General features: G+C 45.6%; 17 protein-coding genes. All 17 read left to right on the top strand.

Features of this window, described 5'->3' with window-relative positions:
• Nucleotides 1–20 precede the first annotated feature (20 nt).
• The 17 genes from pepT to ECA1_RS10185 all read left to right on the top strand — a co-directional run bounded on the left by pepT (nucleotide 21) and on the right by ECA1_RS10185 (nucleotide 19,187).
• The gene (gene pepT / locus ECA1_RS10265) at nucleotides 21–1,256 is read left to right on the top strand and encodes a peptidase T (protein WP_071859266.1); all 1,236 of its coding nucleotides are present in this window, start codon (nucleotides 21–23) and stop codon (nucleotides 1,254–1,256) included.
• 150 nt (nucleotides 1,257–1,406) lie between these two features.
• Entirely contained in the window at nucleotides 1,407–2,204 is a 798-nt protein-coding gene (locus ECA1_RS10260; protein ID WP_010748642.1) for a TIGR00282 family metallophosphoesterase, read from the top strand.
• Nucleotides 2,205–2,211: 7 nt separating this feature from the next.
• The gene (locus tag ECA1_RS10255) at nucleotides 2,212–2,601 is read left to right on the top strand and encodes a YlbF family regulator (RefSeq protein ID WP_010748643.1); all 390 of its coding nucleotides are present in this window, start codon (nucleotides 2,212–2,214) and stop codon (nucleotides 2,599–2,601) included.
• Nucleotides 2,585–5,137: a DNA mismatch repair protein MutS gene (gene mutS, locus ECA1_RS10250; protein WP_060792409.1), complete on the top strand. Its 2,553-nt coding sequence runs from the start codon at nucleotides 2,585–2,587 to the stop codon at nucleotides 5,135–5,137. The genes ECA1_RS10255 and mutS overlap by 17 nt, the downstream gene beginning before the upstream one ends.
• A 15-nt stretch (nucleotides 5,138–5,152) precedes the next feature.
• A complete protein-coding gene (mutL, locus tag ECA1_RS10245) occupies nucleotides 5,153–7,261 on the top strand; it encodes a DNA mismatch repair endonuclease MutL (RefSeq protein ID WP_060792408.1) in 2,109 nt (702 codons plus the stop codon).
• Nucleotides 7,258–7,818, top strand: a complete 561-nt coding sequence (locus ECA1_RS10240; RefSeq protein ID WP_016609220.1) for a Maf family protein — start codon at nucleotides 7,258–7,260, stop codon at nucleotides 7,816–7,818. Before mutL ends, ECA1_RS10240 begins: the two co-directional genes overlap by 4 nt.
• Before the next feature lie 2 nt (nucleotides 7,819–7,820).
• A complete protein-coding gene (locus ECA1_RS10235) occupies nucleotides 7,821–8,219 on the top strand; it encodes a GFA family protein (protein WP_015508833.1) in 399 nt (132 codons plus the stop codon).
• 88 nt (nucleotides 8,220–8,307) lie between these two features.
• On the top strand, nucleotides 8,308–8,739 hold the full coding sequence (gene msrB, locus ECA1_RS10230; RefSeq protein WP_008376288.1) for a peptide-methionine (R)-S-oxide reductase MsrB: 432 nt from the start codon (nucleotides 8,308–8,310) through the stop codon (nucleotides 8,737–8,739).
• A 181-nt stretch (nucleotides 8,740–8,920) separates the two neighbouring features.
• Nucleotides 8,921–9,511: a Holliday junction branch migration protein RuvA gene (gene ruvA, locus ECA1_RS10225; RefSeq protein WP_005232405.1), complete on the top strand. Its 591-nt coding sequence runs from the start codon at nucleotides 8,921–8,923 to the stop codon at nucleotides 9,509–9,511.
• Nucleotides 9,512–9,525: 14 nt separating this feature from the next.
• Entirely contained in the window at nucleotides 9,526–10,527 is a 1,002-nt protein-coding gene (gene ruvB, locus ECA1_RS10220) for a Holliday junction branch migration DNA helicase RuvB (protein WP_060792407.1), read from the top strand.
• A gap of 352 nt (nucleotides 10,528–10,879) precedes the next feature.
• Nucleotides 10,880–11,791 carry an ABC transporter permease gene (locus ECA1_RS10215; protein ID WP_005232388.1) on the top strand — a complete coding sequence of 304 codons (912 nt, stop codon included), beginning with the start codon at nucleotides 10,880–10,882 and terminating at the stop codon, nucleotides 11,789–11,791.
• 11 nt (nucleotides 11,792–11,802) lie between these two features.
• Nucleotides 11,803–12,684, top strand: a complete 882-nt coding sequence (locus ECA1_RS10210) for a carbohydrate ABC transporter permease (RefSeq protein ID WP_060792406.1) — start codon at nucleotides 11,803–11,805, stop codon at nucleotides 12,682–12,684.
• A 14-nt stretch (nucleotides 12,685–12,698) separates the two neighbouring features.
• A complete protein-coding gene (locus ECA1_RS10205) occupies nucleotides 12,699–14,300 on the top strand; it encodes a type 2 periplasmic-binding domain-containing protein (RefSeq protein ID WP_005227174.1) in 1,602 nt (533 codons plus the stop codon).
• Nucleotides 14,301–14,744: 444 nt separating this feature from the next.
• Nucleotides 14,745–15,347 carry a DUF624 domain-containing protein gene (locus tag ECA1_RS10200; protein WP_060792405.1) on the top strand — a complete coding sequence of 201 codons (603 nt, stop codon included), beginning with the start codon at nucleotides 14,745–14,747 and terminating at the stop codon, nucleotides 15,345–15,347.
• Nucleotides 15,340–16,260, top strand: coding sequence for an acetylxylan esterase (locus ECA1_RS10195; RefSeq protein ID WP_005227176.1), 921 nt, complete (start codon nucleotides 15,340–15,342; stop codon nucleotides 16,258–16,260). Before ECA1_RS10200 ends, ECA1_RS10195 begins: the two co-directional genes overlap by 8 nt.
• Nucleotides 16,251–17,030, top strand: coding sequence for an endonuclease/exonuclease/phosphatase family protein (locus tag ECA1_RS10190; RefSeq protein WP_060792404.1), 780 nt, complete (start codon nucleotides 16,251–16,253; stop codon nucleotides 17,028–17,030). The genes ECA1_RS10195 and ECA1_RS10190 overlap by 10 nt, the downstream gene beginning before the upstream one ends.
• 6 nt (nucleotides 17,031–17,036) lie before the next feature.
• Nucleotides 17,037–19,187: a glycoside hydrolase family 3 N-terminal domain-containing protein gene (locus ECA1_RS10185; protein WP_060792403.1), complete on the top strand. Its 2,151-nt coding sequence runs from the start codon at nucleotides 17,037–17,039 to the stop codon at nucleotides 19,185–19,187.
• Nucleotides 19,188–19,201 lie beyond the last annotated feature (14 nt).

Here is a 19,201-nt window from a genome sequence, read left to right as displayed (position 1 = left end):
AAGAAAAAGGACGTGCAGAATTGAAAGCAATCTTAAAGGATTTTTTGACCTATGCAAAAATGAATACTCGCTCGGATGCCACGAGTCAGACCATCCCAACGACGCAGGGACAAGTTGAGTTGGCTCTTTTATTGAAAGATCAGTTGATCGAGATGGGATTAGCGGATGTTGCTTACTATGAAAAGAATAGTTTTGTGATCGGACGTCTACCTGGTAATCCTGAAAAAACGGCGATTGGCTTTATTGCCCATGTAGATACGGCAGATTTCGAAGCTGAAAATATTCAACCGCAGATCCATGAAAATTACGATGGCAAGGATGTTTGTTTAAATAAAGAAAAAGCCATTTATATGACAACTGCTGAATTTCCTAATCTCAAAGACTATGTCGGCGAAACGTTGATCACAACGGATGGAACGACCCTGCTGGGTGCAGATGATAAAGCTGGTATCGCAGAGATCATTGATGCGCTGCGGATCTTACAAACGATGGATGCGCATAAGCGTGGCGATGTCTGGGTCGCTTTTGGTCCTGACGAAGAGATCGGGACTGGCGCTGATCGCTTTGATGCGGCGGATTTTCCAATAGCATTTGCTTACACGATGGACAGTGGTCGCGTGGGCCATATGGAATATGAAACCTTTAATGCGGCTCGTATCGATATAACGATCGACGGTACGAGTGTGCATCCTGGGACTGCCTATGGTCGTTTGGTCAACGCCTTGAAAATCGCGCATCAAATCGATGATGCCTTACCAGCAGAGGAAGTTCCTGAACGCACCCGCGGGTATGAAGGCTTCTACCTGCTGCACAATTTGACGGGACATATTGGTCGAGCAGAAGTTTCTTATATCATTCGTGATCACGATCATACGCTTTTTGAACAGCGAAAAGCCAACATCGTAGGGATCATTGATGAACTGAACACAGCCTATGGGCAAGAACGTATCACCTATACGCTGTATGATCAATATTACAATATGGGGGATTTGATCAAGAAAGATCCCCGCAGTATCGAAGCTGCCCGAGCAGGGATGCAAGCGATTGGCGTGACGCCGATCGAAGCACCGTTTCGTGGCGGGACCGACGGATCGAAAATCACCTATAAAGGGATCCCAACACCGAACTTATTTGTCGGCGGTGAAAACTTCCATGGCCAGTATGAATTTATTACCGTGGAAGCGATGGAAAAAGCCCGTGATTTGATCGTGGCGATCGTAGAACATGTAGGACAAGAGGACACCACTGTTTCCTAAGAGAATTAAGCGACACGCTAGACTGATGCGAAAGAGTCTAGCGTGTTTTTTTGTTCTGCTGCAGGGAAGAACCGCAAGTGAAAGAACCTTTTTTTTCTGGACCAAAACCCTTATAATAGAAAAGAAGCTAAAAGAGAAGAGGAAAAATGTGTGCGGGTATTATTCATTGGAGATGTAGTTGGTTCATTAGGAAGAGAAACGATCACGGAGTACCTTCCAAAATTAAAAAAGGCGTATCGGCCACAGGTGACGATCGCAAACGGCGAGAATGCGGCGGCGGGTCGTGGGATCACTGGTAAAATCTATAAGAAATTTTTGCAAGATGGTGTCGATGTCGTGACACTAGGCAATCATACATGGGACAACCGTGACATTTTTGAATTTATTGGCGATGCGAAGAAAATGATTCGTCCAGCCAATTTTCCAGAGGGAACACCGGGCGTCGGCATGGTATTTGTGAAAGTCAACACCATTGAATTAGCGGTAATCAACATGCAAGCTCGCTCGTTCATGGTAGACCTTGATGATCCGTTTCGCAAAATGGATGAACTGGTTGCGATTGCCCGCAAACGTACACCGTTTATCTTTGTGGATTTTCATGGGGAGACCACCAGCGAAAAACAAGCGATGGGCTGGTATTTGGATGGCCGTGTTTCGGCAGTCGTCGGCACGCATACCCACGTCCAGACCAATGATGCGCGGATTTTGCCCCAAGGAACGGCTTATTTGTCAGATGTCGGCATGACTGGTCCTTATGATGGGATCTTGGGGATGAAACGCGAACCAGTCATTGAAAAATTTTTGACGGCGTTGCCGCAACGGTTTGAAGTGATTGAAAAAGGCCGCAGTATTTTGTCGGCTTGCTTGCTTGAGATTGATGAAGCCACTGGTAAAGCAAAATCGATCCGTCCGATCCAAATCAGTGAAGATCGCCCATTTACAGAATAGGAGAAGCATGGAAGAGCAATTAGCCAAGGAACCACACGTTGCCCAAGAGCTGGCTGCTTTGCAAAGGCTCTTGTCTGATCATCCGATCGTTCAAGAATTTCAAGAAATTCAAGCACGAGCCTTGCAAAACCAAGGGCTATTGGAGCTGGAAGAAGCGCTGAAGCAAGCGCAAAAAGAAATCGTTCAATTTGAGCATTATGAGAAACCCGAAGCAAAAAAAGCTGCCGAGCAGCGTTATGCGTCATTGACAAACGAATACGAGCAGCATCCTTTAGTGGTTGCTTATCGCCAAGCGTTACTGCAAGCAGATGAATTGCTGCAATATGTCACGACGGAGATCCAAAAGAAAATGAATAAAGCCATCGAGGAGGATGAAACCAATGCCTCAAAAAACTAAAAATACCCCGATGATGGAACAGTATTTAAGCATCAAGGCTCAGTACCAAGATGCTTTTTTATTCTATCGTTTAGGGGATTTCTATGAATTATTTAATGAGGATGCTGTCAAGGCAGCACAAATTTTAGAACTGACGTTAACCAGCCGCAACAAAAATGCGGAGGAACCGATCCCTATGTGTGGGGTGCCTTACCACGCTGCCAGCAATTACATCGACACCTTGATCGAGCAAGGCTACAAAGTAGCGATTTGTGAGCAAGTGGAAGATCCAAAAACCACCAAAGGAATGGTCAAACGCGAAGTCGTTCAACTGATCACGCCGGGAACGGTGATGGACAGCAAAGGCCTATCCGCCAAAGAAAACAACTTTTTGACAGCTGTTTTGCAGCAAGGGGAGCGTTTTGGCTTTGCCTATGTCGATCTAAGTACCGGTGAATTAAAAGCAGCGCAATTGGAAGATGAAGAAGCTGTCGTCAATGAGGCCGCCGCTCTGCAAACGAAAGAAGTCGTTTTGTGCAGCGAGATCCCTGAGTCATTGCAAACAACACTGACCAATCGCTTGAATGTCGTGTTTTCTAAGCAAGAAACGTTGGAAGAAAATGCCGAATTTCAATTTTTAACAGAACCTCTCTCCCAAGAGTTAGAAAAAGTAGTCACAGGGAAGTTGCTAAGTTATTTGGCGATCACCCAAAAACGCAGTTTAGCGCATATTCAACAAGCCGTGGAATATCAGCCCGATCATTCCTTGAAAATGGATCATTATTCCAAATTCAACTTAGAATTGACGCAGTCGATTCGAACTGGCAAAAAACAAGGGACTCTTTTGTGGTTGTTGGACGAGACAAAAACCGCAATGGGTGGCCGTTTGTTAAAGCAATGGTTAGACCGTCCCTTGATCCAGCCAAAGAAAATCACTGCCCGCCAAGAAATGGTCCAATCGTTACTGGACAGTTTCTTTGAGCGAGCAGATCTGCAAGAAGCGTTGACGAAAGTCTATGACATGGAACGCTTAGTCGGACGGGTCGCCTTCGGAAATGTCAATGGCCGCGATTTGCTGCAGTTGAAATCTTCTTTGGAGCAAGTGCCTTTGATCGCGCAATTGCTGCAAGGCATCAACCGTGGCGAGTGGAATGACTTGCTGCTGGAATTAACGCCCTTAGATGATTTGGTTGCACTGATCGAAGCTGCGATCGATGAAGATGCCCCGTTACAGATCACGGAAGGCAACATTATAAAAGACGGGTTCCATCAACAATTAGATGAATACCGTACAGCGATGCGTAACGGCAAGCAATGGCTGGCGGAATTAGAAGCCAACGAACGCCAAGCGACGGGAGTCAAAAACCTGAAAGTTGGGTTCAACCGCGTCTTTGGCTATTACATTGAGATCACGAAAGCCAATCTAGTGAATTTAGATACCTCTCGCTACGAGCGCAAGCAAACGTTAGCCAATGCGGAACGGTTTATTTCCCCCGAGTTGAAAAAACTGGAGACTTTGATTTTAGAAGCCGAAGAGAAATCGGTGGATTTGGAATACCGCCTGTTTCTTGACGTCCGTGAAGAAGTGAAAAAGAGTATCACCCGTCTACAAAAGTTAGCCAAAGCCGTCAGTGCGGTCGATGTCTTACAAAGTTTCGCCACAGTTTCGGAACGCTACCAATACGTGCGGCCGACAGTAGCGAAAAAACGAGCGGTATCGATCATCGACGGCCGTCATCCTGTAGTGGAAAAAGTCCTTGGTCACCAAGAGTACATTCCGAATAGTATCGTGATGGATGAAGAAACAGAGATCTTGTTGATCACAGGCCCAAATATGTCTGGGAAAAGTACGTACATGCGGCAGTTTGCCTTGCTAGTCATTATGGCGCAGATCGGCTGTTTCGTACCCGCACAATCTGCAGAGATGCCGATTTTTGATCGGATCTTTACTCGCATCGGTGCCAGCGATGACCTGATCGCCGGTCAAAGCACGTTTATGGTGGAGATGATGGAAGCCAACCAAGCGCTGCGTCATGCAACGCCTAACAGCTTGATTTTGTTTGATGAGTTAGGGCGTGGGACTGCGACCTATGATGGGATGGCATTGGCACAAGCCATCATTGAATATATCCACAAAGAAGTTCATGCCAAAACACTTTTCTCCACCCATTATCATGAGCTGACGGTTTTAGATGAGGAATTGGCGCACTTGCGCAATGTCCATGTTGGTGCCGTTGAAAAAGAAGGCGAAGTCGTCTTCTTGCATAAGATGATGGAAGGGCCCGCAGATAAAAGCTATGGGATCCATGTAGCCAAAATTGCTGGACTGCCAAGTGCACTCTTACAGCGCGCAGCCACGATCTTAAAAGCGCTGGAAGAACATGAACCGACGGTACAGCCAAAACCCGTCGTCGAAGAAAGTCAGCAGTTGTCGTTGTTTAGTGAAGTATCTACGGAAGAAATCGGCGTCATCGATCAATTGAAGAAATTGAATCTGTTGGAAATGACCCCGATGGATGCTCTGAATACATTGTACGAGCTGCAAAAACGAATTTAGAAAGAAGGTCAGCAGATGGGAAAGATCCAAGAGTTATCCGAACGTCTGGCGAACCAAATCGCGGCAGGAGAAGTCGTTGAGCGACCGGCTTCTGTCGTCAAAGAATTAGTTGAAAACGCCGTGGATGCCGGCAGTACCCAAATCGATATTTTTATTGAAGAAGCGGGCTTGCGTAAAATCCAAGTCATCGATAATGGCGAAGGAATTGCAGAAGAGGATGTCTTGACTGCCTTTAAACGCCACGCCACCAGTAAAATCCACAATCGGGATGACTTGTTTCGAATACGTACCCTCGGGTTTCGCGGGGAAGCTTTGCCTAGTATCGCTTCGGTTTCAATCCTCTCGATTGAAACGGCAGTCAAAGGCGCCCAACAAGGCTCCTTTATGCGCTTAAAAGGCGGCGCTGTTGAAGAGCATCTGCCTGCCAACTTGCGGCAAGGAACCAAGATCACTGTGGAAAACCTCTTTTACAATACACCGGCACGTTTGAAATATGTCAAGACGCTGCAAACGGAACTAGCGAACATCGGCGATATCGTCAATCGGATCGCCCTGAGCCACCCAGAAGTGGCTTTTCGTCTCGTTCATGAAGGCAATAAGATGTTGAGCACCACTGGAAGTGGGCAGTTAAAACAAACCATCGCAGGGATCTACGGGGTGGAAACCGCCAAAAAAATGATCGCGATCGATACTGAGGACCTCGACTTTAAAGTCACTGGCTTTGTGTCACTGCCAGAAGTCACCCGAGCCAGCCGCAACTATTTATCCACGATCATCAATGGTCGTTATATTCGCAACTTCGCTTTGAATAAAGCGATCGTTGCTGGTTACGGATCAAAATTGATGGTCGGTCGTTTTCCATTAGCTGTCCTTGAAATCAAAATGGACCCCTTATTAGTCGATGTCAACGTTCATCCGACTAAGCAAGAAGTTCGTTTGTCAAAAGAAGAAGAATTGACCAAGCTAATCAGTAAAGCCATCAATGAGGCGCTGCGGGAAATCAATTTGATTCCTAACGCGGCTGACAATCTGCGTTTTAAGAAAAAAGTTGCCGATCAGCCAAAAGTCCAGCAGCTTGGCTTGGAACTGGAGTCAGCAGGAAATTCGACTTCTGGGTTGTCTTATAATCGCGAAACAGGGAAATTTGAGGTGCAGGGCAACACTTATCAACAGACTGTGGATAACTCTGTGGAAAAACCTGTGGAGGAAGGTGGAAAACTTCCAGAAATGCCACAGGAATCTAGCGACAACCTGTTGGAAGAAACCGAGGAAACCTTTCGCAGTTTGGAAGAGACGCTGCCAAATAAGCCTGTCCGAAAACCATTTGTGGAAGGCCAGACGGAAACAAAAGCGTCGCTGCCAGAAGCGCCAGTCTTTCTCCCAGATGAGACGCCAGAGCTTACGGCGCAAGATCTGCAAAGTCAAGCGACTCTGCATCCTGAAATGCATGGGGATGACCGCAACTACCTAAAAACGGTCGAACGGTTGCTGGAAGAAGAACCAGCGAAGGAGCGTTTTCCCCAATTGGATTATTTTGGGCAGATGCATGGGACCTATTTGTTTGCCCAAAGCGAGGCGGGGCTATATATCGTCGACCAGCATGCGGCGCAAGAACGAATCAAATACGAGTATTACCGCGAAAAAATCGGCGAAGTGACCAATGACCTGCAAGAATTGTTGGTGCCGATCGTTTTGGATTATCCCAACAGCGATGCACTGCAATTACAAGAACAAAGCGACAAGCTGGCAGAAGTCGGGATCCATCTGGAATCTTTTGGGACCAATAGTTTCATCGTCCGAGCGCACCCGACGTGGTACCCTAGCGGTGAAGAAGAAGCCATCATCCGCGAAATGATCGATATGTTATTGACGACAGGAAGTGTCAGTGTCAAAAAGTTTCGTGAAGCAACCGCGATCATGATGAGCTGCAAACGATCCATCAAAGCCAATCACTATTTGAATGAAGCACAAGCTAGGATCTTGTTGCAAGATTTAGCGAAATGCGAGAATCCCTTCAACTGTCCCCATGGTCGTCCGGTGCTGATCCATTTCACCAACAGCGACATGGAGCGGATGTTCAAACGGATTCAAGATCCTCATCGAGCAAGGAGTGGCATGGAATGATTATTTTGGCTTCACAGTCGCCGCGGCGCAAAGAATTATTAGCGGAGTTAGTCTCGGAATTTGCGGTCATACCAGCAGATATCGACGAGTCGGTCCGACCAAACGAAGCTGCGATCCCTTATGTCCAACGGATGGCAGCAGAAAAAGCGGCGGCTATTGCGCAAACCTATCCTGAAGATCTGGTGATCGCAAGCGATACGACGGTCGTGGTGGGTGAAGAAATCTTAGGAAAGCCAGTCGACCGTAAAGATGCTCGGTCGATGTTGCGAAAAATGAGCGGACGTACCCATTGGGTGCATACCGCCGTCGTTTTGCAAAAAGGCAAACAGCAACGCCAAGCAGTGGTTTCGACGGAAGTTGTGTTTCGTCCTTTGACGGATCAAGAGATCGACAAGTATCTTGCCTTAGATGAGTACCAAGACAAAGCGGGCGCCTATGGGATCCAAGGGGCAGCCAAAATATTTGTCTCATCGATAAACGGCGATTTTTATACGATCGTAGGATTTCCTGTCGCTGCGGTCTATCAGTTGTTGCAAGAGTTTACGGAGGAGGAATAAGGATGGATGTTTCTGGTAGTTGTCTTTGCGGCAAAGTCACGATCAACTTGACGGGAGTTGCGAAAGAAATCACGGTTTGTCATTGTAGTCTCTGCCAGAAATTTCATGGCGGACCGATGTTTGCTCTTGCGCCATGCGCTGAGGACCAGATAGCTCTTCAAGGAGCGAAGTGGCTGCGACGTTACGATTCTTCTGAGTGGGCACAGCGAGGATTCTGCAGTCAATGCGGCTCGAGCCTGTTCTTTTACCTCAAAGAAGCACACACCTATTTTTTTGCGGCTGGGTTGTTTGGCAACTTGCCAGAAGCTGTCTTAACCGAAGAAATCTATACAAAAGACCAACCGCATTTCTACCACTTTGCGGAACCAACGACTCGTTGGCAAAAGCTGCAAAACCCTTAAACAATTTGAGCAAGTCATTTTACATTCGCTAAGAAAAAAGGCATGATAGAGCATACAGGATGAGTCTAGAGGAAAAGCAGGTGAAAAAATGACAGATAAAAAAGAATTAAAAGAAAAATTGTCGCCGATCGAATATGCGGTGACCCAAGAAAATGCAACCGAACGCCCCTTTACTGGCGAGTATGATGATTTTTATGAAAAAGGGATCTATGTTGATATCGTCAACGGAGAACCATTGTTTGCTTCTACTGATAAATATGACGCAGGTTGTGGCTGGCCGTCCTTTTCGAAACCGATCAGTCGCCAAGATATTCAAGAAAAAGCCGATTTTTCTCACGGCATGCATCGGGTAGAAGTCCGCAGCAAAGAAGCTGACTCTCATTTAGGACATGTTTTTTCAGACGGTCCTCAGGACAAAGGCGGTTTGCGCTATTGTATCAACTCGGCAGCATTGAAGTTCATCCCTTTAGCAGAAATGGATGAAAAAGGCTATGGCGAATTCAAATCACTCGTTGAGTAAGTATTAGGAACTGTGTGCGAAAAAAAGACGCAGCAGCATGTCTCGTTTGAAAAAATGCGACTGAAACAACGGTTTTTCCTCCGTTTGTTTCCTGCTAAGCCTTTTCCTTCGTTCACAGTCCTTTTTTTGCCCTCTCGTCTGTGCTACAATAAAGGGAACATATGTACAGAAAGGAAAGCACATGTACGAATATATCATAGGAAAAGTAACGGATATCTTTCCGGCGTATATCGTCGTTGAGACCCATGGCATCGGCTATCAGATCGCTTTTGGCAATCCGTATTCATTTAGCGGCAAGTTGAACCAAGAAGTAAAAATCTATCTGCACCAAGTGATTCGTGAAGATGCTCATAGTCTCTACGGCTTTGCCACGATCGAAGGCAAGCAGTTGTTTTTAAAATTGATCAGTGTCTCAGGTATTGGACCAAAGAGTGCGTTAGCAATCATGGCCAATGAAGACCATACAGGGTTGATCACGGCAGTCGAAAATGGGGACGTCAATTATTTGACTAAGTTCCCAGGTGTCGGTAAAAAGACGGCGCAGCAAATGATCCTAGACTTGAAAGGCAAAGTGGCTGAACTGGTTGGAGAAGAAGCGATCGTTCCTCTAAGCGTAGCAACGACTGCTTTAGATGAAGCGATGGAAGCCTTGAAAGCATTGGGTTATAGCGAAAAAGAAGTCAAGAAAGCCGAAAAACAATTAGCGGCGAATACCACAAAATCGACGGATGAGTACTTGCGGGAAGCTCTCCGATTGATGATGAAAAAGTAAGGAGCAAGTAGACGATGGATGAACGAATTGTTTCGCCAGAAAGCACAGAACAAGAAGAGATCATCGAAAAATCCTTGCGTCCGCAAACCCTTGCCCAATATATCGGACAAGACAAAGTCAAGCAGGAGCTTTCGATTTATATCCAAGCGGCGAAAAATCGAGAAGAAGCGTTGGATCATGTCCTCTTATATGGTCCGCCAGGCTTAGGGAAAACAACGATGGCAATGGTGATCGCCAACGAGATGCAGGTCCAAATCAAGACGACCAGCGGTCCTGCGATCGAAAAACCAGGGGATTTGATTGCGATCTTGAATGAGCTGCAGCCAGGGGATGTTCTGTTTATCGATGAGATCCATCGCTTGCCTCGTGTCGCCGAAGAAATGCTTTATTCGGCAATGGAAGATTTTTATGTAGATATCATGGTGGGGCAAGGGACAACGGCTCACCCAGTTCATTTTCCACTCCCGCCATTTACCTTAGTCGGCGCAACGACGCGGGCGGGGATGCTCTCGGCGCCACTACGGGATCGCTTCGGGATCATTTCTCATATGCAATTTTATGAAGACCATGATTTAAAAGAGATCGTGCAGCGGACTGCGTCGATCTTTGAAACGGATATCGTGGAAGAAGGGGCGATCGAAATCGCCCGCCGGTCCCGAGGCACTCCACGGATTGCCAACCGGTTGCTTAAACGAGTTCGCGATTATGCGCAAGTGCAAGCAGATGGATTGATCGATCGCACCGTTGCTGACCAGGCATTGGCGCTTTTGGCAGTCGATCATGCTGGCTTGGATTATATCGATCAGAAATTGATCCGCACGATGATCGAATTGTACCAAGGCGGCCCGGTGGGATTAAGTACGATCGCTGTCAATATCGGGGAAGAAACCGAAACAGTGGAAGATATGTACGAACCGTTTTTGATCCAAAAAGGATTTTTGAAACGCACCTCGCGTGGGCGGATCGCAACGCCGTTAGCCTATGACCATTTTGGTTATCCGCAAAGAAGTGAATAGAACGAAGCAGCAATCAGCGATGGTTGCTGCTTTTTTGTGCTTTTGGTGAAACGTTTCTTTTTATTTTTTAATGATTTCTGTGAATTAATCGATGTTGAAAAAATACAATATTTGTGAAATTTGATTAAAAGGAAATGTTTGTAAAAATGATTTCGTCTGAAAAAGCAGATATGAAAGCTTTTTTATTTGTGAGGAACCCAACGAAATTTGTGAAAAAAGAAAAGCTGAAAAAAATAATTGGAAAGGCTTGCATTTTCGATTGGCAGCGGATATAATCTTTTTGTAGAAACGTTTCACCAAAATGTGGAGATATAGGTAGTGTTGCGAGGATAGAAAGAAGGAGATTTTGTTTATGAGTAAACTGCAAAAGTTTTATAGTCAACGGCAGCTTCACTGGATGGTTTTTCCCGGCGTGGCATTTATGATCGTATTTAATTATATTCCGATCTACGGAATTATAATCGCTTTCAAAAACTATACAGTGATTGACACGATTTCATCAGCACCATGGGTCGGGTTAGAGAATTTCCGTATCATTATGAATGACAGTTTTTTCTGGGAAGCGGTTAGAAATACGTTAGCCATCAGCTTATTGAAATTAGGTTTAGGTTTTGCGATCCCGATTGTGTTAGCCATTATGATTTTTGAAATGCAAGATGGCCGCTTGAAGAAATTTATTCAAACGGTTTCATACATTCCCCATTTTTTCTCATGGATCGTGCTAGGTGGGATGATGATTTCTTGGCTGTCAACGAACGGCTTTATCAACCAAGTGCTGATGTCGGTAGGATTGATGGACAAAGGGGTCAATCATCTATTGGATCCAAGCAAATATTGGTGGATCGCGGTCCTTTCTGATCTATGGAAAGAAGTCGGCTGGGGAACGATCCTTTACTTGGCAGGTATGTCGCGGATCGATCCAACGTTTTATGAAGCCGCACGAATCGATGGTGCCAGCAAGCTAAGACAGATTCGTTCGATCACATTGCCATTACTGACACCGATCATCTCCTTAAACTTGATTCTGAATGTGAGCGGTATCTTAGGGTCAAACCTAGATCAAACATTAGTTTTAATGAATTCACAGAACCAAAACCGTTCAGAAGTCATCAACTCCTTCGTTTATAAAATGGGGTTGACGCAAGGTGATTTCTCTTATGCAACTGCTGTCGGCTTGGGGATCGCGGTCATTTCCGTCATCTTATTGGTGATCACGGATCGAGTGACCCGCAAGTTGAACAACGGCAATTCAGTTATCTTATAGGAGGAAAAAACATGATCAAAAGAAAAGCAAAAGAAAACACGTGGTTTTACTTCTTCAATACCGTGATCTTGATTTTATTCTCATTGATGATCATCGTACCGATTTGGAATATCTTGGTTTCCTCCGTGTCTTCTAGTTCTGGATTAGCGGGCAACGGCCTCGTGTTATGGCCCAAAGACTTTACCTGGGAAAACTATCGGAAAGTTTTTTCCGACGCAAGTATCCCCCGTGCCTTCTTGATCTCAGTGTTAAAAACGGTTCTTGGGGCTGCGACCCATACCTTGTTTTGTGCGATCGTGGCTTACGGATTGAGTAAATCACGCTTGGTCGGCCGCAACATCTATACAACGATGGGGGTCATCACCATGTACTTCAGTGGTGGGATGATTCCAACGTACTTGCTGATTCGCTCGCTAGGATTACTGGATTCTTTCTGGGTCTACATTATTCCAGCCTTGTTCAGCTACTATGATGTCGTAATTTTAATGAACTTTTTCCGTGAGATTCCGCCTTCACTCGAAGAATCTGCGAAGATCGACGGTGCAAGTGAATTCCAAATCTTCTATAAAATCTTCTTACCATTAACGAAACCGGCCTTGGCAACCATCATCTTGTTCAACGGGGTTGGCCAATGGAACGATTTTATGACGACAAAACTGTATATCACAAAAGAGTATCTCTATCCGCTGCAAATGAAGATTTATGAAATCATCGTCCAATCCAACTTGAGTACGATGACTGAAAGCGGTAGTACCGACTTTATCGTCCAAGCAACGACCCGTGGGGTTCAGTTGGCTACGATCGTCATCACGACAGTGCCAATTTTAATTATATATCCATTGCTTCAAAAACACTTTATCGGCGGTATGATGGCCGGTGCAGTAAAAGAATAGAAAGAGGGATAGACATGAAAAAAGTAGTAGGCGGTTTATTGGCAGCATCAGCATTACTCAGCTTAGCAGCATGTGGCGGCAGCTCAGACAATGCCAGCAGTTCGGATTTTTCTATCAAAGATCGGTATGAGTTAGATGAAAAGACACCAGCATGGAAACTCGATACCAAAGAAGAACCAACCAAGATCACATGGTACATCAATTCAGACTGGACAGCTTTGCCATTTGGTGAAGATGTGACGACAGCCCAAATCAAAAAAGATTTGAACATTGATATTGAATTTATTTCAGGGGATGATTCAAAATTAAACGCTTTGATTTCAAGTGGTGATATGCCTGATATCGTGACGTTGATGGATAAAACCAGCCAAGCAGCCACAAAAGCTGATAGTTGGGCATACTCATTGAACGATTTAGCGGAACAATACGATCCGTATTTGATGAATGTCGTGACCGAAGATACCTTCAAATGGTTTGCTTTAGATGATGGCAAAACTTATGGCTATCCAAACTATTCCAACACAGCAGCAGACTACGAAAGCGGCAATATTCCCGTCAACGACAACTTTGTGATCCGTGAAGATGTCTATGAAGCATTAGGCAAACCAGATGTTTCGACGCCAGAAAACTATGTGAAAGTCATGAAAGAAATCAGCGAGAAATTCCCTGATTTGACACCAATGGGCTTCACAACGATCGGCGAAACAGCAGGACCATTCTTAGATAAATTGCAAGATTTCTTAGGTGTTCCATTAGAAGATGAAGATGGTGCGTTCTACGACCGTAATTTAGATGAAGAATATATCTCATGGTTGAAAACCTTCAATCAAGTGTATCGTGACGGCAACATCAGTGATGACAGCTTTACCGATGACGGTCCAACCTATGATGAAAAAGTAAAACAAGGGGACTATGCAACGATCTTAGTCGCAGGAACGAGCGGACAAGGTGGGAACTTCACTGAATTCATGAAAAACTCTGACACACGCTACATCGCAATCGATGGCCCTGCCAGCACGTCTGGTCGTGAAGCAACCTTGAACCAAACAGGAATTTCTGGCTGGTTGATCAACTACATCACAAAAGATGCGGCGGATCCAGCAAAGGTAACCCAACTCTTCACGTACTTGATCGATGAACCAGGACAAATTTTGACAAAATTCGGCGTTGAAGGCGTGACGTATGAATACAACGATGAAGGCAAAATCGATTACTTGCCAGAAATCAAAGAAATGGAACAAACCGACAACGAAGGCTACAACAAAAAATATGGTATCAGCCGTTTCAACTACTTTAACAATGACCGTGTCAATGCACTGAAAGTCAAAACCGAAAATGCGTTGACTCAAATGCAAGAGTGGGGCGAAGGCAAATTGTATCCACACTTTGTGATCGAAAATACGGATCCAGATGCTGGAACTGCTGAAGCACGTTCAAACACAGCCATCAAAACCAAAATCAACAGCACGATCATCTCATTGATCCGTTCAAAAGATGAAGGAACATTTGACAGCACACTAACCGACTTTGAAAGCTTCTTAGATTCAAACAACTGGGATGCAATCAAAGACATTAAAACTGAAAAAATGGCCGAAAACCGCGAACGACTAAAATAACCCCCATAGGAGAGGAAAGGAAGCCAAAAAAAAGACCTTTCCTCTCCTTTGCTTTGAAACACAGGATTTGCGCGTACTTTGCGCAAAATCTGATGTTTCAAAGTACTAGGCGACTGCAGGGAGCGTAGTGTCCATACAAAGAATCACTGCGATTGGCTCACGTAGTGAGACATGCAAGCTGCACTTAGTGTGTTTTGCTTAGTGCAACTGTAGGCGAAGCGAAAGCGGAGACGAGCAGATGATGAAAAGTACTAGGCGACCTCAGGGAGCGTAGTGTCCATACAAAGAATCACTGCGATTGGCTCACGTAGTGAGACATGCAAGCTGCAAGCTGCAACCCAGAAAACTGTACGTTGAGAAACGACCCAAATTCACAAGAAGGCAAGAAACAAGTTTACGTAGCACCCGCAGCACAAATCAGCAAGTTTTGATTGGAGGATCATAATGAATCGACTATTTTCTTATGAAGGATGGTACTATCGGGTCTTTGCTTTTTTAGCAGATATGATCATTGTTAGTTTTCTCTTTATGATTCCAGCAATGACGCTGATTCTCGCAGGACCAGCATTGATCGCGCTGTATCAGACGATCGATCAATTGTACAAGGAACGGGATGTCCCGATTTGGCAGCGATACAAGCAAGCATTCTTAAGCAACCTCAAACGTGGGCTCTTCTTAGAAGGTCTTGTTATTGCGTATGTCGCAGTCTTTGCTGGGTTGATCTATTCCTTGATGATGATTACACCTTACTTTGGCGTTTTAGCCGTGATCCTCGTTAGCTTGGCTGCGCTGTATCTCGTCGTGTTCGTTCTCTTGTACAGCTTGTTTGCCCAATCATTGCAAGAAACAGCAAAAGAAACGGCCTATGCGGTTCTTAGCAGTACGGCGAATGCGATCATTTTATTGGTGGTCCCCATTCTTGTCTTTGTATTGTGCAGCAAAGTGAACCTATTCTTATTTGTTTGTTTAGGGATCTCAGGCTCAGCCTTTGTCCAAGTGTTGTTTTTCAATAAAGTATTAGCGAAGGGGGAAGAGACAAATGACTGAATCCACAGCGACGGATCGATCCTATTTTTGGGCTTCGGTCCAACAAGAACTTGACGCCCTTCCGCTAGCCTTTGAAAGAACCAAACAAGCGCCTTTGCTGAAAGGGATCGATTGTTTTACGATTTCTTTTCAAAGTCTTGGTAATGAAACGATCTATGGGCATCTGCTGCTGCCAGAACAAGCGGCAGATTGTCCAATCGTGATTGATTTTTTAGGCTATATGAATCATGTGCAAGAACCGTTCCAATTTGCTCATTGGTTATTGATCGGCTGCGGCTGTCTTGTCATCGACAATCGCGGACAAGGGGGACGCACGCAAGATCAGGTTCCCTATGAAACCACGCAGCATGAAGCACCTTTTGGACGCGGCATCTTGAAAAAAGAAGATTTTTATATGAAGCGATTGGTCGCAGATAGTTTGCGCACACTAGAAGTCCTTCAACAGATACCGGAAATCGATCCGCAGCGCATTATTTTAAGAGGCGGCTCACAAGGAGGCGGCATCGCCTTATTGGTCAACGCATTAACGAACGTCCCGATTTTTGCGACGTTTGCCGATGTGCCAAGCCACTCCAATCTTGTCCATCGGATCGAACAAAAAACAGGAAGTTACCAGGTGATTCAAGAGTATATCGAACAATTTCCAGAAACGCGGGAAACGATCTATCAAGTCATGAGTTATTTTGATTTGAAGTATTTTGCTCATCAGATAACTGGTCCTGTTTATACATCGGTCGGCAGTGCTGATCCCATCTGTCCCATGGAAGATTTCTTCGTTTCCTATAAAAAGATTCCTGGACCGAAAGAATTGCGTATTTACTTAAATAAAGGGCATGGCGGCGGCGAAGCGAAACAAATCCGACGTGAGATGCAGCAAATCACAAAATTACTCAAAGGAAATGAATGCAGATGAAAGCAGCAACCTATAATCTACGAGTCGATACCGACTATGACCAAGAATGGCAATGGCACTATCGATCGGAGGCGGTCTGCTCCTTGATCGATTACTACGACTGGGATGTTCTGGCGATCCAAGAAGCTCGTCCCAGCCAATTTGCAGATTTAGCAAAGTTAGCGCAGTATGCTTCCGTCACGGCTGAACGTGACGGTGATGGCTTAGGTGAAGGCATCGGACTGTATTATCAAAAAGAGGCTTTCGAGTTATTAGCTTCAGGTTCGTTTTGGTTGTCATTGACACCGACTGAACCAAGTATTCATCCAGAAGCTGCGTATTCACGCTTATGTGTTTGGGCAGTCTTGCAGGAAAAAAAGAATCCGCCGTTTCTTGCTATCACGACTCATTTAGATAATATTTCAGAAATGGCTCGTTTTGAAGGGATGAAAGTGATCCTTGAGCAGCTGGCAGATCAGATCGAACGCTATCCTGTATTGCTGATGGGCGACTTGAATGCGGAGCCAACGGAGCGGGTGCATCGGTACTTAGAGCAGCATTTTCAAAATGCCAAAGAACATGGACAGAAGCCCCATCATGGGCCAAAAGGCTCCTATCAAAATTTTATTTATACGTTACCATGGCAAGAACTAGAAGAAATTGATTATATCTATACGAAAGGCTTCACGGTGGTCAAAACCGCCTGTCTAACGGATTCTTGTGATCGTCGTTTTCCCTCCGATCATTTCCCTTTAGAAGCAGAAGTCCAATTTGAAGAAAGCAAAGGATGAATAAAAATGGAACAGCAGAAATTAACCGAACTACTTTTAGAAATGACCTTAGATGAAAAAATCGATCAGTTGCTGCAACTGGCAGCGGCTTTTTATTCAGATAAAGCAGAAGAGAAAACAGGTCCGATGGGCGACTTAGGACTGACACAAGAAAACATCAACAATGCGGGAACAACGCTAGGTGTTTCTGGTGCAAAAGAAGCGATCCGCGTCCAAAAAGAGTATATCGCCAATAACCGCTTGAATATCCCGACGATATTGATGGCGGACATCATTCACGGCTTTCGGACGATTTTCCCGATTCCATTAGGATTAGGTAGTTCATGGGATTTGGCAGCAGCGGAGAAAATGGCGGAAGTATCTGCCAAAGAAGCAGCTGTTTCTGGCTTGCATGTGACCTTTTCACCGATGGTGGACTTAGTAAGAGACCCACGCTGGGGCCGTGTCATGGAATCGACGGGGGAAGATCCTTACTTGAACAGTCGCTTCGCTGAAGCCTTTGTCAAAGGCTATCAAGGGGATGATCTGCGAACGGATTTCAACCGCGTGGCTGCTTGCGTCAAACATTTTGCGGCTTACGGTGCGGCTATCGGTGGTCGCGATTACAACACGGTCAATATGTCAGAACGCCAACTGCGAGAAAGTTATTTGCCAGGCTATAAAGCAGCCCTTGATGCTGGTGCCAAGCTGGTGATGACCTCCTTTAATACGGTAGACGGCATTCCAGCAACGGCCAATCGCTGGCTTTTCCGCGATGTTTTGCGAGAAGAATTCGGGTTTGAAGGCGTTGTGATCTCTGACTGGGCAGCAATCAAAGAAGTGATCGCTCATGGCGCAGCGGAGGATGAAAAACATGCCGCTGAACTAGCCATCAAAGCTGGGGTCGATATCGAGATGATGACGACTTGCTACACCGATAACTTGAAAGAGTTGATCGCAGAAGGCACCGTTGAGGAAGCCTTAGTCGATGAAGCGGTGCTAAGAATCTTGACCTTAAAAAATGAGCTGGGGCTATTTGAAAATCCATACCGCGGCGCTGATGAAGCCGCTGAAGCAGCCACTGTTTTGTCTCAAGAACACCGAGAGATCGCCAGCGATATCGCAAAGAAATCAATGGTGTTGTTGAAAAATGAAGGTGTCCTGCCGTTGCAGAAAACCGAAAAAGTCGCGATCGTGGGCCCAGGTGCTCACTCCCGTGATCTATTAGGTGCTTGGTCTTGGCAAGGGAAACAAGAAGAAGTAGTGACATTAGTGGAGGGTGCCCAAGCCTTGGGTGCGGATCTGTTGATCGGTCAAGAGCCCTTTGATTATTTTGCACCGTCTGAAACGGCGATCCAAGAAGCAATCGAATTAGTGAAGGAAGCCGATAAAGTGGTCTTAGCACTAGGAGAGCAGGAATGGATGAGCGGCGAAGCTGCCAGCCGCAGCGACATTCGTTTGCCGCAAGCCCAATTGTCCTTGGTTGAAACCTTAAAAGAATACAACGAGCAATTGATCGTAACTCTTTATAACGGTCGTCCTCTTGATTTGCAAGGTGTGGATGCAGCCAAAGCGATCGTCGAGGCTTGGTTCCCTGGAACCGAAGGCGGAAACGCACTTGCTCAGATCCTGTGGGGAGAATACAATCCAAGCGGTCGCTTGAGCATGTCATTCCCAGAAACCGTTGGACAAGTTCCTGTGTATTACAACGTTGACAATACCGGTCGTCCTTATGAAAGTGCACCGGATGAAAAATATGTCTCGAAATATTTGGATGTCTCCAATTATGCCAAATATCCATTTGGGTTTGGCTTGAGTTATAGCCCAGTTGCGTATTCTGCGGTGACGTTGGATCAGCCGACTATGACCAAAGATCAAACGGTCACGGCTTCCATCACTGTTACGAACCAAGGAACAGCAGCGGTCTGGGAAACGGTCCAATGCTACATTCGCGATTTAGTCGGTGAAGTGGTTCGCCCAGTGAAAGAACTGAAAGGCTTTAAGAAAATTTGGCTAGAGGCTGGCGAATCAGCAACCGTTCAATTTGAGATCACGGAAGAACTGCTGCGCTATGTCCACAGCAACCAACAATTAAGCAGTGATCCAGGGAAATTCCACATCATGATTGGTGGGAACAGCCGAGACACCCAACAAACAACCCTGCAATTAGTTAGGTAAGATAGGAAGGTTTC

This window comes from Enterococcus casseliflavus NBRC 100478 (genome assembly GCF_001544095.1).
GTDB classification, from domain to species: Bacteria; Bacillota; Bacilli; order Lactobacillales; family Enterococcaceae; genus Enterococcus_D; species Enterococcus_D casseliflavus.
The sequence above is the reverse complement of the archived record's forward strand: the minus strand, read 5'-3'. Positions and strand labels throughout refer to the sequence as shown.

Excerpts from the sequence above, each read along its gene's own strand:
- ECA1_RS10255 (WP_010748643.1), top strand. The coding sequence starts at position 2,212 with ATGGAAGAGCAATTAGCCAAGGAACCACACGTTGCCCAAGAGCTGGCT.
- mutS (WP_060792409.1), top strand. The coding sequence starts at position 2,585 with ATGCCTCAAAAAACTAAAAATACCCCGATGATGGAACAGTATTTAAGC.
- mutL (WP_060792408.1), top strand. The coding sequence starts at position 5,153 with ATGGGAAAGATCCAAGAGTTATCCGAACGTCTGGCGAACCAAATCGCG.
- ECA1_RS10240 (WP_016609220.1), top strand. The coding sequence starts at position 7,258 with ATGATTATTTTGGCTTCACAGTCGCCGCGGCGCAAAGAATTATTAGCG.
- ECA1_RS10235 (WP_015508833.1), top strand. The coding sequence starts at position 7,821 with ATGGATGTTTCTGGTAGTTGTCTTTGCGGCAAAGTCACGATCAACTTG.
- msrB (WP_008376288.1), top strand. The coding sequence starts at position 8,308 with ATGACAGATAAAAAAGAATTAAAAGAAAAATTGTCGCCGATCGAATAT.
- ruvA (WP_005232405.1), top strand. The coding sequence starts at position 8,921 with ATGTACGAATATATCATAGGAAAAGTAACGGATATCTTTCCGGCGTAT.
- ruvB (WP_060792407.1), top strand. The coding sequence starts at position 9,526 with ATGGATGAACGAATTGTTTCGCCAGAAAGCACAGAACAAGAAGAGATC.
- ECA1_RS10215 (WP_005232388.1), top strand. The coding sequence starts at position 10,880 with ATGAGTAAACTGCAAAAGTTTTATAGTCAACGGCAGCTTCACTGGATG.
- ECA1_RS10210 (WP_060792406.1), top strand. The coding sequence starts at position 11,803 with ATGATCAAAAGAAAAGCAAAAGAAAACACGTGGTTTTACTTCTTCAAT.
- ECA1_RS10205 (WP_005227174.1), top strand. The coding sequence starts at position 12,699 with ATGAAAAAAGTAGTAGGCGGTTTATTGGCAGCATCAGCATTACTCAGC.
- ECA1_RS10200 (WP_060792405.1), top strand. The coding sequence starts at position 14,745 with ATGAATCGACTATTTTCTTATGAAGGATGGTACTATCGGGTCTTTGCT.
- ECA1_RS10195 (WP_005227176.1), top strand. The coding sequence starts at position 15,340 with ATGACTGAATCCACAGCGACGGATCGATCCTATTTTTGGGCTTCGGTC.
- ECA1_RS10190 (WP_060792404.1), top strand. The coding sequence starts at position 16,251 with ATGCAGATGAAAGCAGCAACCTATAATCTACGAGTCGATACCGACTAT.
- ECA1_RS10185 (WP_060792403.1), top strand. The coding sequence starts at position 17,037 with ATGGAACAGCAGAAATTAACCGAACTACTTTTAGAAATGACCTTAGAT.